The sequence below is a fragment of the Neorhizobium populisoli genome, assembly GCF_019430945.1.
GTDB classification, from domain to species: Bacteria; Pseudomonadota; Alphaproteobacteria; order Rhizobiales; family Rhizobiaceae; genus Neorhizobium; species Neorhizobium populisoli.
Genome location: NZ_JAHYCB010000001.1, coordinates 804,950 through 819,908, shown reverse-complemented (window position 1 = coordinate 819,908; position 14,959 = coordinate 804,950). Strand labels below are relative to the sequence as shown.

Annotated in this window: 17 protein-coding genes; 7 read left to right on the top strand and 10 right to left on the bottom strand. The window is 61.8% G+C overall.

Features of this window, described 5'->3' with window-relative positions; translation table 11 throughout:
* The first annotated feature begins 43 nt into the window (after positions 1-43).
* Both KX729_RS04040 and KX729_RS04035 read left to right on the top strand, forming a co-directional pair.
* Positions 44-370, top strand: coding sequence for a YnfA family protein (locus KX729_RS04040; RefSeq protein ID WP_219741122.1), 327 nt, complete (start codon positions 44-46; stop codon positions 368-370).
* Positions 371-402: 32 nt separating this feature from the next.
* A complete protein-coding gene (locus KX729_RS04035) occupies positions 403-1,182 on the top strand; it encodes an SOS response-associated peptidase (RefSeq protein ID WP_219741121.1) in 780 nt (259 codons plus the stop codon).
* 90 nt (positions 1,183-1,272) lie between these two features.
* On the opposite strand, the gene KX729_RS34215 is transcribed toward KX729_RS04035, so the two are convergent.
* The 4 genes from KX729_RS34215 to KX729_RS04020 form a co-directional block, all read right to left on the bottom strand.
* Positions 1,273-1,401 carry a hypothetical protein gene (locus KX729_RS34215; RefSeq protein WP_281423207.1) on the bottom strand — a complete coding sequence of 43 codons (129 nt, stop codon included), beginning with the start codon at positions 1,399-1,401 and terminating at the stop codon, positions 1,273-1,275.
* 254 nt (positions 1,402-1,655) lie between these two features.
* Entirely contained in the window at positions 1,656-2,519 is an 864-nt protein-coding gene (locus KX729_RS04030) for a CDP-alcohol phosphatidyltransferase family protein (RefSeq protein ID WP_219741120.1), read from the bottom strand.
* Between the two features lie 21 nt (positions 2,520-2,540).
* Complete coding sequence (locus KX729_RS04025) at positions 2,541-3,239, bottom strand: phosphatidylserine decarboxylase (protein WP_219741217.1); 699 nt, start codon at positions 3,237-3,239, stop codon at positions 2,541-2,543.
* Between the two features lie 228 nt (positions 3,240-3,467).
* Positions 3,468-3,941: a hypothetical protein gene (locus KX729_RS04020; RefSeq protein ID WP_219741119.1), complete on the bottom strand. Its 474-nt coding sequence runs from the start codon at positions 3,939-3,941 to the stop codon at positions 3,468-3,470.
* A 197-nt stretch (positions 3,942-4,138) separates the two neighbouring features.
* On the opposite strand from KX729_RS04020, the gene cuyA reads away from it, so the two are divergent.
* From cuyA to KX729_RS04000, 4 genes are all read left to right on the top strand, one after another.
* Positions 4,139-5,143, top strand: a complete 1,005-nt coding sequence (cuyA, locus tag KX729_RS04015) for a D-cysteate sulfo-lyase (protein ID WP_219741216.1) — start codon at positions 4,139-4,141, stop codon at positions 5,141-5,143.
* On the top strand, positions 5,143-5,907 hold the full coding sequence (gene cuyB / locus KX729_RS04010; protein WP_219741118.1) for a cysteate racemase: 765 nt from the start codon (positions 5,143-5,145) through the stop codon (positions 5,905-5,907). Before cuyA ends, cuyB begins: the two co-directional genes overlap by 1 nt.
* A 288-nt stretch (positions 5,908-6,195) precedes the next feature.
* Positions 6,196-6,990 carry a DUF3667 domain-containing protein gene (locus KX729_RS04005; protein WP_219741117.1) on the top strand — a complete coding sequence of 265 codons (795 nt, stop codon included), beginning with the start codon at positions 6,196-6,198 and terminating at the stop codon, positions 6,988-6,990.
* A gap of 29 nt (positions 6,991-7,019) precedes the next feature.
* Positions 7,020-8,909, top strand: a complete 1,890-nt coding sequence (locus KX729_RS04000; RefSeq protein WP_219741116.1) for a TPM domain-containing protein — start codon at positions 7,020-7,022, stop codon at positions 8,907-8,909.
* A 60-nt stretch (positions 8,910-8,969) separates the two neighbouring features.
* Here the strand turns inward: KX729_RS04000 and KX729_RS03995 are convergent, their stop codons facing one another.
* The 5 genes from KX729_RS03995 to KX729_RS03975 form a co-directional block, all read right to left on the bottom strand.
* The gene (locus KX729_RS03995) at positions 8,970-9,731 is read right to left on the bottom strand and encodes an amino acid ABC transporter ATP-binding protein (protein ID WP_219741115.1); all 762 of its coding nucleotides are present in this window, start codon (positions 9,729-9,731) and stop codon (positions 8,970-8,972) included.
* Positions 9,728-10,408 (bottom strand): amino acid ABC transporter permease, encoded by a 681-nt coding sequence (locus KX729_RS03990; RefSeq protein WP_219741114.1) that lies wholly within the window; start codon positions 10,406-10,408, stop codon positions 9,728-9,730. Before KX729_RS03990 ends, KX729_RS03995 begins: the two co-directional genes overlap by 4 nt.
* 86 nt (positions 10,409-10,494) lie before the next feature.
* Positions 10,495-11,268 (bottom strand): amino acid ABC transporter substrate-binding protein, encoded by a 774-nt coding sequence (locus KX729_RS03985; protein ID WP_219741113.1) that lies wholly within the window; start codon positions 11,266-11,268, stop codon positions 10,495-10,497.
* Between the two features lie 260 nt (positions 11,269-11,528).
* Complete coding sequence (locus KX729_RS03980) at positions 11,529-12,551, bottom strand: LLM class flavin-dependent oxidoreductase (protein WP_219741112.1); 1,023 nt, start codon at positions 12,549-12,551, stop codon at positions 11,529-11,531.
* Between the two features lie 333 nt (positions 12,552-12,884).
* The gene (locus tag KX729_RS03975; RefSeq protein ID WP_219741111.1) at positions 12,885-13,730 is read right to left on the bottom strand and encodes an SDR family oxidoreductase; all 846 of its coding nucleotides are present in this window, start codon (positions 13,728-13,730) and stop codon (positions 12,885-12,887) included.
* A 96-nt stretch (positions 13,731-13,826) separates the two neighbouring features.
* Between KX729_RS03975 and KX729_RS03970 the strand changes: the two genes are divergently transcribed.
* Positions 13,827-14,753 (top strand): AraC family transcriptional regulator, encoded by a 927-nt coding sequence (locus tag KX729_RS03970; RefSeq protein WP_219741110.1) that lies wholly within the window; start codon positions 13,827-13,829, stop codon positions 14,751-14,753.
* A gap of 6 nt (positions 14,754-14,759) precedes the next feature.
* On the opposite strand, the gene KX729_RS03965 is transcribed toward KX729_RS03970, so the two are convergent.
* Positions 14,760-14,900 (bottom strand): hypothetical protein, encoded by a 141-nt coding sequence (locus KX729_RS03965; protein WP_219741109.1) that lies wholly within the window; start codon positions 14,898-14,900, stop codon positions 14,760-14,762.
* Between the last annotated feature and the right edge of the window lie 59 nt (positions 14,901-14,959).

Genomic DNA, 14,959 nt, shown 5'->3' with positions numbered 1-14,959 from the left:
TGCCTCGGCTAAATCTTTTGAAAACAATGAGCCGGCGCCCCCAATGAAAACCTATGCCTTCTACGCCTTCGCAGCGCTTGCCGAGATCGCCGGCTGTTTCGCCTTCTGGGCGTGGTTCCGGCTGGATAAACCGGTCTGGTGGCTGGTACCGGGCGTCGCGTCCCTGATCGCCTTCGCCGGAGTGCTGGCGCTGGTGCCGAGCGAGGCAGCAGGGCGGACCTATGCGGCCTATGGTGCGATCTATATCCTCGCTTCCATCCTGTGGCTCTGGGCCGTCGAAGCCCGCGTGCCGGATCGCTGGGATATTCTCGGCACCGCCATCTGCCTCGTCGGCGGCGCGGTCATTCTGTTCGGGCCCCGTAGCGCTTGACCGACTTCATCGCCGGTGCCATCTAATCCCGCATGTGCGGACGCTTCGCCCTGACGGCGCATTCCAAGGCTGTTATCGAATTTCTAGGTGCGCTGGGAGAGGACGATTTCCCGGAGCGCTACAATATTGCGCCGACCCAGCCGATCATCGTCGTGATGTCGTCGGAGCGCCGCGAGCCGGGGAGCAACCTGCCAGAGCGGCGCGCTTTCCTGGCCCGCTGGGGTTTCCTGCCGGGCTGGGTGAAAGACCCGAAGGATTTTCCGCTGCTGATCAACGCCCGTTCGGAGACGGCCGCCGAAAAGGCCTCGTTTCGGGCAGCCATGCGCCACCGCCGCGTCCTGATTCCCGCCAGCGGGTTTTATGAATGGCGGCGGCCGCCCAAGGAAAGTGGCGTCAAGCCGCAGGCCTATTGGGTGCGGCCGAAAAAGGGTGGGGTGGTCGCCTTTGCGGGACTGATGGAAACTTGGTCCTCGGCGGATGGTTCGGAAATCGATACCGCCGCGATCATGACCACCAAGGCGAATGCCGCTATCCGGCATATCCACGACCGCATGCCAGTCGTTATTCAGCCGGAAGATTTCGAGCGCTGGCTGGATTGCAAGACGCAGGAACCGCGTCACGTGGAAGATCTGATATTGCCGGTTCAGGAGGATTTCTTCGAAGCCCTGCCGGTCTCGGACCTCGTCAACAAGGTCTCGAACATGGGGCCGGAGATCCAGAAGCCGGTTGCCGTGGCGGAGCTTCAGGATGGGCCGGCGCAGGAGGTTTCGAAGGGTAAGAAGCCCGACCCTTCGCAAATGTCGCTGTTCTGATCGTGGCTGTCAGACCCGCCGCATGGCGGGTACAGGTCGTCATGATCTGATCGTAACCAGGCCAGACCTGGTCCCGGTATCGTCCTGGGCTCAGCCGGTCGGGGTAAGCTTCGGCTTGCGCTTCAGCATCAGCGCTGCTGCTGCAACGGCCTTCAGGCCGAGCGGACGGTAAGGGGTGGTGATTTCCGGTTTAACGGCGTTTTTCTTCTCGGTGCTCATGGCTGTCTCCTCTCGACACGCGATTCTGTTTCTGCACTGACGGCGATCGCGGCTTTCGCTATGAAAGCAGGCAGATTCGTGGCCGACAAGCGGCACCGTCGCCCAACCTTCATAAATCTTTCATCTTGCGGGAAACTGTTGCGCGGAAGTTGCAACTTACCGAGTTTTCAAAGCCTGGCGCGCAAAAGTGTAAGCGGTTTTGCGACAACGACATCGATAAACAGAAAGCTAAAGCGCAAAGCGCTTTAGCTCACTCAGACATGCGTGCTCTCATCCTCGATTGTAATCGTACCGAAACGGCGCTGCCAGGCGCGGGCGCTGAAGGGCAGGATGCAGAGATAGGCGACGACGGTGACGGAGAGGATTTCCCATGTATAGCTCATCAGCAGAGCCACATAGAGCACGGCGACGAGAAGTACCGGCAACATGAGATCGCGGCGGATCTTGCCGGCCTTGCCGGACCAGACCGGCAGGCGGGAAACCAGCAGAAAACCGATCAGCAGCGTATAGGCGACGCTTGCATAAACGAAGAAGGGCGACGGCTGTACGCCGAGGAAGCCGAGATAGACCGGCAGCATCACCAGCATCGCCCCCATCGGCGCCGGCACCCCGACGAAAAATTCCGATTGCCACGGCGCCTTCACGTCGCGTTCCGCCATCACGTTGAAACGGGCAAGGCGAAGACCGGCGGCGATCGCGTAGAGCAGGCAGGCGATCCAGCCCATCGAATGCGCGCCGTCGAGCAGGAAGGCATAGGAGACAAGGGCAGGGGCCACGCCGAAATTGATGATGTCGGCCAGCGAATCCATTTGCACGCCGAAGCTCGACGTCGCCTTTAGAAGCCGCGCCACGCGCCCGTCGATGCCGTCGAGGAAGGCAGCGAGCAGAACCATGGCGACCGCCAGCTCATAACGCCCTTCGAACGCCAGCCGGATGCCCGTCAGACCCGCGCAGATCGCCAGCACGGTGATCAGGTTCGGGATCATCAGCCGAAGCGGGATTTCTCGAAAACGCGGTCCGCGTGCCTCGTCGTTATTGTTCGACTTGGCTGAGGGCGTGTTTTGAGAAGCCGGATTCGGGGATGCCGGATCATGAGGGGGCTGGGCGGGCGTCTCCATGGGCGTTCGTCCTTCTTGTCTTTACGTGCGACGGCTGATGATCGGGCCCTTGGTCGAGCCGAACTCGGCAAGCACCGTCTCGCCGCCGATCGCCAGCTGGCCGACGGAAACGCGGGGCTGGCCGCCGGCCGGCACGAAGACGTCCAGGCGCGAGCCGAAACGGATCAGGCCGAAACGCTCGCCGGCATTGACCGGCTCGGTCGGCTTCACCCAGCAGACGATGCGGCGTGCCACGAGGCCGGCGATCTGCACGACGCCCACCTTGCCGTGACGGCTGTCGATGACGAGGCCATTGCGCTCGTTATCTTCCGAAGCCTTGTCCAGCTCGGCATTCACGAACTGACCCGGGCGATACTCGATGCGGGAAACCTGGCCGCGCACCGGCGAGCGGTTGATGTGGCAATCGAACACGTTCATGAACACCGAGATGCGCAGCATCGGCTCGGAGCCGAGCTGCAGCTCGACCGGAGGCACGACCACGGCGACATGGCTGATGCGGCCGTCGGCGGGGCTGAGGATCAGGTCGTCGTCCTGCGGCACGGCGCGTTCCGGGTCGCGGAAGAAATAGGCGCACCACAAGGTCAGTACGAGGCCGATCCAGAACAGCGGTTCGGCGATATATCCGAGGATCAGCGATGCGATGAAAAAGGCGGCCACGAAGACGTAGCCTTCCTTATGGATCGGCACGAGCGTGTTTCGGATAGTGTCGAAAAGGTTGATCAACCGGGTTCTCCTCTTGAGAGCGCCGTGCCTTCTTCCGGAGGCGCGGGCGCTCTTTCAAATCCAATGAGCCTGCGGCGCATCTTCCGAAAACCTGCCGGATTTCCGGCCAGATGCCGCGCTCGATGGCAACTGACTATAGAAAAACCGTTTTTGCGGCAATGCGGTTCCGTCGATGCAACTCAAGGGTTGGGGATGACTGGCGTGTCACCGGCATTTGCAGCGGCTCTAGGCAGATTGCCAACCCTTCAGGACGCGCAATGTTCCCGTTTCGGCTGCCGGCCAGAGCTGCAGGAGATAGCGGTCTTGCCCTTCCAGTCCATCCTCGCTCAGCGTATCAAGACCCAGCGCACTCAGCCGCACCCCAAGTGGTCCCGCATCGACGCTCAGAAGCGGCGCGGTCTCCTCCGCATCGGTCATGCCGGCGAGGATCAGCCGGCCTGTGGGGCACAGGAACCCCGCTTCGACCACATGCTGAAAAGCCTCGAGATCGGAGTCCGGCCGTTGCGAGGCCCACTTGACGCGAACCGGAACCTCCATGTTGCGCGCCGTGTGCATCACGATCCCATGCGAGCCGACCATGAGGCGGTGCGTCATGACCTCGTCGGAATAGTCGTCTGGCAGGTCAGGATGCGCCTCGTCACGCAGATAGATCTGGAAATAATCCGCGAAAATATCGCCGTCATACAAGGGTCTATCCACTGGTCCTCCAGAAACGCGTTCATCAAAACAGATGCGAATGTAGTTTCGTCATACAACCTCGGCGGGGTTGCCTCCAGCCGCAGCGGATGCATAGATAGCGCGGGAGATTTTTTTAGAAGACCTGCCAACTTTATCGGAGGAGTGACGCTGTCCGGCGGCACCCGTATTTCCATTGACAGACAGAGATCGCTGACATGATGAACCTCGGCCGCTATCCGCGCGTATCCCTCGCACACCTTCCGACGCCGCTTGAACGGCTGGATGGCCTGACGAAGCTCTTGAACGGTCCGGAAATCTGGATCAAGCGCGACGACTGCACCGGCCTGTCGAGCGGCGGCAACAAGACCCGCAAGCTGGAATACCTGATGGCGGAAGCCGTCGCCGAAGGTGCCGATACGGTCATCACCCAGGGCGCCACCCAATCCAACCACGCGCGCCAGACGGCCGCTGCCGCCGCCAAGCTCGGCATGGCCTGCCACATCCTGCTCGAGGACCGCACCAAGAAGACCAGCTTCGAATATACCGAGAACGGTAACGTGTTGCTCGACCGCCTGCATGGCGCGACGATCGAGCGCTGTGCCGCCAATCCGGACATGAACGGCGAAATGGAGAAGGTCGCCGCCCGCATGCGTAGCGAAGGCCGCAAGGTCTACGCGATCCCCGGCGGCGGCTCCAACCCGACCGGTGCGCTGGGCTACGTCAATGCCGGCATCGAGCTCGTCTATCAGGCCAATGCGCTGAACCTGCGCGTCGACCATGTCGTGCATGCGACCGGCAGTGCCGGCACCCAGGCCGGTCTTGTCGTCGGCTTGACCGGCATCCGCAGCGGAATTCCGGTCCTCGGCATTGGCGTCCGCGCGCCGAAGGAAAAGCAGGAAGAAAACGTCTTCGCGCTTGCCGCCAAAACCTGTGACAAGCTGGACATCCCCGGCGCCGTCAAGCGCGAAGATATCGTCGCCAACTGCGATTATGTCGGCGAAGGTTACGGCTTCCCGGCGCCCAGCACGATCGAGGCGATCCGCACGCTGGCCAGCACCGACGGTATCCTTCTCGACCCGGTCTATTCCGGCAAGGGCATGGCCGGCCTGATCGACCTCTGCAAGAAGGGCTTCTTCAAGAAGGGCGAAAACATCGTTTTCCTGCATACCGGCGGCTCGGTCGGCCTGTTCGGTTACGCCAACGACTTCCAGAGCAACGGCTGATGTCTGCCGACACGATCACCGCGCCGTTTTCGGATGGCGCGGCAGAACCCTATTCCCCGCCGAAACATCCGATCGTCGGCGTGCTCGGCGGCATGGGACCGGCAGCCACCATCGACCTGATGCGCCGGGTGATGGAGGCGACGCCCGCCTCCGACGACGTCGACCATATCCACCTGATCGTCGACCAGAACCCAAAAGTCCCGTCGCGCATCGACGCGCTGATCAACCGCACGGGGCCGAGCCCGCGCGAAGAACTGGTGCGGATGGCCAAGGGGCTGGAAGCCTCCGGCGCCACCATGCTCGCCATCGCCTGCAACACGGCGCATGGTTATGCGGACGACATCGCCGCCTCGGTCGGCGTCCCGCTTCTCAACATGGTGACGCTGACGGCCGAAGCGATTGCCGCGCGGCCCGAGCCGGTTCGCAAGGTGGGTATGCTGGCCTCGACGGCAGTGCTGCAGCTCGGCATGTTCGAAAAGGCCTTTGATGCTTTCGACATCGAAACCCGTTATCCCAAACGCCAGGATGAGGTCATGCGGATCATCCGCGGCGTCAAGGCGGAGGGCGCAACCGATAAGCTGGCGGCGGATTTCAACGCGCTCGCCCGCGAACTGGTTGCCGACGATATCGATGTTCTGGCAATCGCCTGCACGGAACTTTCTCTGCTGGTGGATCGCATGGGCAAGGACATGATCATCGTCGATGCGCTCGACGTGCTGGTCTCCACCATCGTCACCCGGGCGCTGGAACCGGCGGATAAATAAAACCGGCGGCGGGACCGGTCATTCCCGCACCTTCCTCTCAAGACTTGGCTTTTCGCTAGAGCGGCCCATATCGAATTCTGGATAGTTGAATGCGAGGTTTGCCCTCATCCGCCTGCCGGCACCTTCTCCCCGTCCAGACGGGGAGAAGAGCATATGCCGCACCGGTTTCCTGATCTCGAGGACCGAGCGGGGCACGTCCCCTCTCCCCGCGTGCGGGGAGAGGGTTAGGGTGAGGGGCAAGCCATTCGACTATCTCGAATAGCAGTTGGACCCTTCTGGATTGCCGTATTGACTGAAAAGCCCCCGGCAAACGACATTTCCCGCATCACGAACGGCTTTTTCGAAGCCGCGATCTGCCGCAACTGCGGGGCACCTCTCGAAGACAAATTCTGCCATGCCTGCGGGCAGAAGAAGGCCGAGCGTCTCGGCTCATCTCACTTGCGCGAAGAAGCCTGGGAGAAGATCCGCTGGTTCGAGGCGGACATGGTGAAATCCGCCTTCCGCGTCGTGCTGAAGCCCGGCGCCGTGGCGCGCGAATATGTGCTCGGCCAGCGCAAGAGCCATACGCACCCGCTGAAACTGCTGCTGGCCGCGATCGTCGTGCTGCTGCTTCTCATCGCCCAGGTGGATTATCTCGGCACCGACGATGCGCGGCTGAGCAAGGCTGTCGAACTGGTGCAGTCCTGGTCGAAATGGTCGTTTTCGTTGGGCATCCTGGCGGTGCTGATCGCGTCCAACATCGTGTTCTGGTCGCGGCAGGGTTTCAATTTCATCGAACATCTGGTGCTGGCCACCTACACCCATTTCGTCATCATCGTCGCCAGCATCGTCAATATTTCGCCGCTGCTCTTCGATTCCAACGTGCAACTGGTCAAGTCGCACCGCTTCTACACAGGCTATTACATGCCGTGGATCGAGGCGGTGATCGTATTTTTCGCCTTCGGTCAGTTTTTCGCCATTGATTGGCGACAACAATGGTGGTGGCCGGCCATCGGCGCCGGCCTGTTTTACCTGACCAAGGAGGGTCTTTTCTATCTTTACGCCCGCGCCGTCATCCGCATCGTCCTGGCGCAACTTTCCTGATCCGAACAATGACATGAAAGGTAGGAACCATGAGAACTGTTCTTCTATGCGCCGGCATGGCCGCCGGATCGCTTCTCGCCCACCAAGCGGCGGCTGCGAATTCCACGAGCCTCTGGCCGACAAGCGAAGACAAGGCGATCTGCGATCCGATTTTTTCGAAACTGGATCAGGCCGAGCAGGGCACGCTAGTGGCGCAGGCCGAGCTTCCCAAACCTTCCGCCGAAAAGGAAGTGAAACAGGACAAGGCGAAAACCAAAGAGGCTGACGAAAAAGAACTAACCAACCAGCTTTCCGCCATGCTGCAGGCCTGCTCCTATGACGGCAAGGCGCTGAAGGTGGATGCCAAGGCCATGAAAGCCTCGACCGAGGCTGAGGGCGCAGCCGCCGTCGGCCGCATCATGCGTTATACCGGCCTGCCGCAGAATTTCACGATCATGGAAAGCGACGTGCCGAATGCCGCGGCAATCATCGTTTTGGGGCAGGACGGTATTCCGAAGCGTGTCATCGCCTATAACCGCAAGTTCATGCAGCAAGTCGCGCAGGCGACCGGCGAGAGTGACTGGCCGGGTACCTCGATCCTCGCCCATGAGATCGGCCACCACCTTTCCGGCCACACGCTGATCCCCGGCGGCAGCCAGCCGCCGATCGAGCTGGAGGCGGACAAGTTCTCCGGCTTCGTGCTGTTCAAGATGGGCGCCACCCTGCCGCAGGCGGAAAAGGCGATCGCCACGCTGATTCCCGAAGCGGACGGCCCGACCCATCCCGGCCGCAAGAAGCGACTGGCGGCGGTCGAGGCCGGCTGGACGCAATCCTGCGAGCAGCAGCGGGAGAAATGCGGCGACGATCAGGTCGTCGCTGCTGCCGAGCCGCGAGCGCCGAATGTTCCCCAACAGGTAGAGCCGCAGACCACTGCCGCCGTGCCGCCGTCCGTAGCGGCTGCCTCCGGCAATACGGCGGCAGCGCCGGATACGACGGGCGCCGTACCGATGCCGCAGATTCCTGGTCCCTTCGACGGCATACAGATGCCGAACCCGAATGCCGCCCCGAAAGCGATCCGCCCGGCAGTCATCGACCATGTGCCGAAACTTGCCGCCGATGCCACGCCCTCGAAATTCGACCGTTTCGTTTATGACGAGGTGGGCGTCTTCGATCCGGATGTCCGCGACAGGCTGCAGCAGATTGCCTTCCAGTTCGCCGCCGCCGCTAATGTCGAGATCGTCACCATCGTTGCCGAGGATTTGCAGGGCCGCACACCCGATCAATATGCGCTGGACGTGATGCGGCAGCTGCGCGTCGGCAAGCTCGATGTCGGCAACGGTGCCGTGCTGGTTGTCTCGCCTTCGACCAAGGAGACGGGTCTCGCGCTCGGCCCGGGCCTCACCGTGCTGTTCGAGAACGATGATTCCGTCAAACGCCGGCTGGAAAGCTATCTGGAACTGGTGGCCGGCGGTGGCCAGCCGCAGAAGGTCAGCTCGACCATTGCCGATGCCGCCTATCGGATCATGCGGCAGACGCAGTCGCTGGAATGGTATGTGCGTTATCCGAGCTTTGCCGCCTATTCTGTGGCTGACGCGAAGAACCGCGAGGACCGCGCCAAGGCGACGACGCCTTTCGACCCGGCCAAGGACCCGATCTTCCAGAAGCTGCTTCGCGTCGACGCCACCATCGTCTCGAAATCGCCGGACATCAATGACCGTAAGCTGATGGTCAACGAGCCGCGCTCGCGCTTCGTCGGTCCGGCCATGCAGGTGCGGACGCCGGATGGTAAGGATGTCGTGCTCTACGTCAATCTCGACGTGCCGGCGCTGATGCCGGTACCGCTGGAAGAGGGCAAGCGTTATGCCTTCATCGCCCGCGACACCATCCTGAAGACCGGTGCGCCGCAGCTCGACCTGATCAGCTACGACCGGCTCGACTGATTGAGTGGAGATCGGCCTTCCTGGTAAAGGAAGGCCGCTCTTTTTGTCCCTTGCGGATTGTCACGCTTCCAGCCCGTGCGCGGCATTGATCGACGACACGAACTGCCGGGTGCGTTCGTGTTGCGGCCGGCTGAAGATCGCTTCGGCACTGCCGGACTCGACGACATTGCCGCTTTCGAGAAACACAACATGGTTGGCGATACGCGAGGCGAGGCGCAGGTCATGGGTCGCCATCACCATCGTCGTGCCTTCGGTGGCCAGCCGCCCAAGCACGTCGACCACTTCCGCCGAAAGTTCCGGATCGAGCGCCGAAGTCGGTTCGTCGCAAAGCAGCACGCGCGGCGAGGGGGCAAGCGCGCGGGCGATTGCGACGCGCTGCTGCTGGCCGCCGGAAAGAGTCGCGGGCCAGGCATCCGCCTTATGCGCCATGCCGACCTTGGTCAGCAGTTCCATGGCACGCGCCCGGGCTTTTTCGCGCGGCCATTTCAGTACCGTCACCAGGCCTTCCATGACGTTTTCGATCGCAGTACGATGCGGGAAGAGCTGGAAATTCTGGAAGACCATGCCCGTCTGCCGGCGGATCGCCTGAAGCTTCTGCCAGCCGACCTTGCGGCCCGGCGCGAAATCCAGCTTCGCCTCGCCGATCGCCACGGAACCGTTTGTCGGAATTTCCAGGAGGTTGATGCAGCGGAGCAGAGTGCTCTTGCCGCCGCCCGAAGGCCCGACCAGGGCGGTGACGCTGCCTTCCGGAAAACGCAGGCTGATATCCTTCAGGATGACGGCGTCACCGAAACGCTTTTCGATATGGGAAAGCTCGATCATCGGTTGGCCTCCAGCATGCCGCCATAACGGGCGAAGCGCTTTTCCAGCCTGTCCTGCAGGGCCGACAGGATCGAACTCAGCGCCAGATAGATAATCGCCGCCTCGATATAGAGGATCAGCGGTTCATAGGTGGTGGCGACGATGCGCTGCGCCGCCTGGAAGAGCTCCGGCACGGTGATCGCGGCCGCAAGCGAGGTATCCTTGACCAGTGAGATGAAGGTGTTGGACAGCGGCGGCACGGCGACGCGGGCCGCCTGCGGCAGGATGGTGCGGCTCATCGCCTGGCGCCAGTTCATGCCGATCGAATAGGCGGCTTCCCACTGGCCTTTCGGCACGGACGAGATGACGGCGCGGATGATTTCGGAACTATAGGCGCCGATATTCAGCGTGAAGCCGATCAGCGCTGCCGGGAAGGCGTCGAGCAGCACGCCGATGCTGGGCAGGCCGTAGAAGATCACGAAGAGCTGCACGAGGAGCGGCGTGCCGCGGATGACCCAGACGTAAAACCGCGCGATCAGCACCAGCGGCATCGGGCCGAACAGCCGCGTGACGGCGGTGACGAGCCCGAGCATCAGACCGAGGGTGAAGGACAGAAGGGTCAGCGGGACGGTGAATCGGATCCCCGCCCACAGAAGCGCCGGAAGCGAATCCGACATCAGTTGGAGCCAGTGTGGCACGTGCGAACCTCGGAAAAAATGATGCGTCCGGCGCGGACGCCGGACGCAACTATCAATAAAGCTTCAGACGATTATTTGGAAACGTCTTATTTCGAAACGTCCTGGCCGAAATACTTCTGGGAAATCTTGGCATAGGTGCCGTCAGACTTGATGTCCGCCAGCGCCTTGTTGACGGCTGCCAGAAGCTCCGGTTCACCCTTGCGGATGATGATGCCGGAATAGTCGGCATTGGCCTGTTCGGCGACGATCTTCACCGGCGCGTCCGGCTTTTGCTTCTTGAAGTCGAAGAAGGAGAGGCTGTCGTTGATGGTGGCATCGGCGCGGCGCGTCAGCACCAGCTGGATCGACTGGTCGAAACCGTCGGTGCCGACGAGTTCCGCGCCGTTTTCCTGGGCGGTCTTGCCGAAGTTGCTGGTCAGCGACTGCGCCGACTTCTTGCCCTTCAGGTCCGCGAAGCCCTTGATGTCGCTATTGTCCTGGCGAACGATCAGCACGGCCTTGGAAGCGATATAGGGCTCGGAGAAGTCATACTTCTGCTTGCGTGCCTCGGTGATGCCGACCTGGTTGATGACGGTGTCGTAACGTTTGGCGTCGATACCGGCGATCAGGCCGTCCCACTTGCCTTCCACGAATTCGGCCTTGACGCCGAGCTTGGCGGCAACCGCTTCGCCGATCTCGACGTCGAAGCCGACGAGCTTGCCGCTCTTGTCGTGGAAGGTGAAGGGCGCATAGGTGCCTTCGGTGCCGATCTTCAGGGCGCCCGCGGACTTGATCGCTGCAAGATTTTCGCCGGCGAAGGAGGGGAGAATTGCAGCAGCCTGAATGAGGGCTGCGACTGCGATGGTTTTCAACCGGATCATTTGGATTGTCCTTTAAAGCAATTTTGCTGGCGCTTTCATCGCAGAAAATGGCGTGAAACGATTGAAAGAAAACTGCGAATAAAATGGGCTAATGCAAATATTTTGCTCATTTTCCGCCCGTGTCAGGGATTGAAAATGAAGGCCTGTCACCACGCCTCATCGAAATTGCGTTTCGACGAGGCGCAAGGATAGAAAAAGACCGGGTCGACGCAAGCGACTGCTTCCGGACCGAAGTCCGGAAGCTTGTCGAGACCCGTCGCTTACCGCCAGCCGAGCGCCGGCGCGACATGTTTCAGAATGCTGTCGATCACATGCGCGTTGTATTCGACGCCGAGCTGGTTCGGCACGGTGAGCAGCAGCGTATCGGCTTCGGCAATACCTTCGTCGGCCTTCAGCTGTTCGATCAGCTTGTCCGGCTCGGCGGCATAGGAGCGGCCGAAGATCGCCTGCGTCTGCGGATCGATGTAACCGATCGAATCCTGGCTTTCGCCGCTGCCGCCGAAATAGGCGCGATCCATGTCGTTCATCAGCGCGAAAATGCTGCGGCTGACGGAAACGCGCGGTTCGTGGCTGTGGCCGGCTTCCTTCCAGGCTTCGCGATAGATGCGGATCTGTTCTGCCTGCTGGACGTGGAAAGGCTTGCCGCTTTCATCGGTTTTCAGCGTCGAGCTCTGTAGGTTCATGCCGAGCTTGGCGGCCCAGACGGAGGTGGCGTTTGAGCTCGATCCCCACCAGATGCGCTCGCGAAGGCCTTCCGAATGCGGCTCGAGGCGCAGCATGCCGGGCGGGTTCGGAAACATTGGCCGCGGATTGGGCTTGGCGAAACCCTGGCCGCGGATCACGTCATAGAACACTTCCGCATGGCGACGGCCCATGTCGGCATCCGTCTCGCCTTCGGCCGGCGCATAACCGAAATAACGGAACCCGTCGATCACCTGTTCCGGCGAGCCACGGCTGATGCCGAGCTGCAGGCGTCCGCCGGAAATCACGTCGGCCGCACCGGCATCTTCCGCCATGTAGAGCGGGTTTTCGTAGCGCATGTCGATGACGGCGGTGCCGATCTCGATCTTCTTCGTCCGCGCCCCGACGGCGGCGAGAAGCGGGAAGGGCGAAGCGAGCTGCCGGGCGAAGTGGTGGACACGGAAATAGGCGCCGTCCGCACCAAGCTCTTCGGCGGCGACGGCAAGGTCGATGGATTGCAGGAGGACGTCGGAAGCCGACCGTGCGCCAGACTGCGGCGAGGGGTTCCAGTGCCCGAAGGAAAGAAAGCCGATCTTCTTCATGGTGATACACCCGATCGTTTTAAGTTTACGTTGAGTGCGTCATCGCATGATTTCGGCGGGAGATACAGGTGGTGGAGTGGGGACGGACTGTTTACTCTGGAGGGGTTGTTAAAGCACACTCAAATCGCCAATTGGTGGGTGTATCACCTCGATGATCTGCGCCGGCGGTGCGACATACTCCCTTCTTCCCCCTTGCGGGGAAGATGTCGCCAGAGGCGACAGATGGGGGTGGTGCCACGAACTCGACGGTAGAATGTGCTGAACCACCCCCATCTGTCAGCGCCGCTGACATCTTCCCCGCAAGGGGGAAGAGGGGAGCCCGTGAGTGCCGTCCTATTTCCCAATCTCCCGCCAAGCCATCTGCCCCGTCAGCCTATGCATTCCGGCCAGATACTCCACCTCAGAAGTCGACCACCGCAGCCGCGCATATTCCTCGATATCTGGCCCGACGGGATAGCGCAGCCGGTGGGTCTCGTCATTCGCCGCGGCATAGATTGCCTCGGCTACCGCAAGCTCTTCGGTGGATTCGAACGGATAGTTGATCATCGCTCCGAGCGCATGGTCGAAATAGGCCTTGTACCCCTCCGGCACCGGCGCATCCTGCGAGGCGGCCATGCCGGTCGCGGTGAAGTTGGTGGTGCGCATCGCGCCCGGCTCGACCAGCTTCACCCGGATATTCTGGGATTCCAGCTCATAGGATAGCGATTCAGTCAGTCCCTCGACCGCGTGTTTGGAGGAAACGTAAAGCGACAGCAGCGGCACGGCGACGAACCCGACGCCGGAGGTGACGTTGACGATCGTCTCGCCACCTTGGCGGCGAAGATAGGGGAGCGCCGCGCGGGTGACGTTCATCGTGCCGAACACATTCGTCTCGAAAATGCGGCGGATGGCGTGATCGGGCGTCGCCTCGAAGACCGAGAGAATGGTGATGCCGGCATTGTTGATCACCGCGTCGATGCCGCCGAAACGGGCCGCGCCCGCCTCGAATGCCGCTTCGATGCGGGCCGGATCGGCAACGTCGAGTGCCTGGACGAGAACGCTGTCGGGAAATTCCCGGGCAAGATCCGGCTCCGGCTTGCGCATCGTCGCGACGACGTTCCAGCCGCTCTGGGCGAAATGGCGGGCCGCGGATTTGCCGAGGCCCGAAGAGCAACCGGTGATGAGAACTGTCTTGGTCATGTGCTTGGCTCCAGTCTGTTGATGAGCCTGTACTAGACCGTGCCATCGATCCGGTACATAATGAGAAGTCTTCATTGCATTACGGATCGTCTCATCATGGATGTGCTGACGGATATCATCCAGCTTCTGAGGCCACGCACGGTCCTGCTCGGCGCAATGGCCGCCTCCGGCCGCTGGGGCGTGCGCGTGCCGCCGCAGCCGGGACCGACCTTCTATTTCGTCACGCAAGGCCGCTGCTGGTTCGGTGCGGATGGGGCAGAGCCGGTCGAGCTTGTTCCCGGCGATTATCTGCTCTCGGCAAGGCCGCTGACGGATACGTTCGTCAGCCAACCCGGCGCTGGGACGGGACTCTCGGATGAAGCCTTCAAGGCGCGCCATACGGTGGATGGCGAAATCCGCCTCGGCAATCTGGAGGACGGCGAAACGACACGCATCCTCGGCGGCCTGATCGTCTGCGACCCTGCCAATGCCGAACTGCTGGTCGGCCTGTTGCCGCCCGTCATGCATGTCCGCGCGGAGGAAGCGGCCGGTGCGCGGCTCGGCAATCTCATCGCCATGGTGCGCGATGAAGCTGGTGAGATGCGGCCGGGGCGGGATACGGTCCTGTCACGGCTGATCGAGGTGATGCTGGTGGAGACGTTGCGGCGTGAGGCGGCGCTGGTGCCACATGCGGGTGTGCTGGGCGGCCTTGCCGATCCACAGCTCGCCAAGGCGCTCGCCAACATTCATGCGGATGTCGGCCGCGGCTGGACGGTAGAGGAACTGGCGCGCGATGCCGGCATGTCGCGCGCCGTTTTCGCGCGGAAATTCTCGCAGGCGATCGGTGCGGCGCCAGTGGAATATCTCCTCTCCTGGCGCATGGCACTTGCCAAGGAGGCGCTATTGCATGGTCGCGGCTCGTTGGAGGAGATTGCGCTGAAGATCGGTTATCGCTCGGCCAGCGCGTTCAGCACCGCTTTCAGCCGGATGATCGGCTGCCCGCCGAGCGAATATACCTCGAAAGCGGTCGTGGAAGCGGCCTGAAGGGGACTACCGAGCCGCCTGCGGATCGACCCAGCCCATCCAGGTGGTGAAGGCGAGCAGCGGCGAGCCGTAGAAGATCAGCACCAGTGCATAAGCGGCGGCCACCGCTAAAAGGACCATCATTCTTGTCTGGCGGTTTCTTCTCATTCTCTGCTTTCTAAGTTCTCGCAATTATTCGGCGGCTGGTCTGCTCGACAACCCACTGA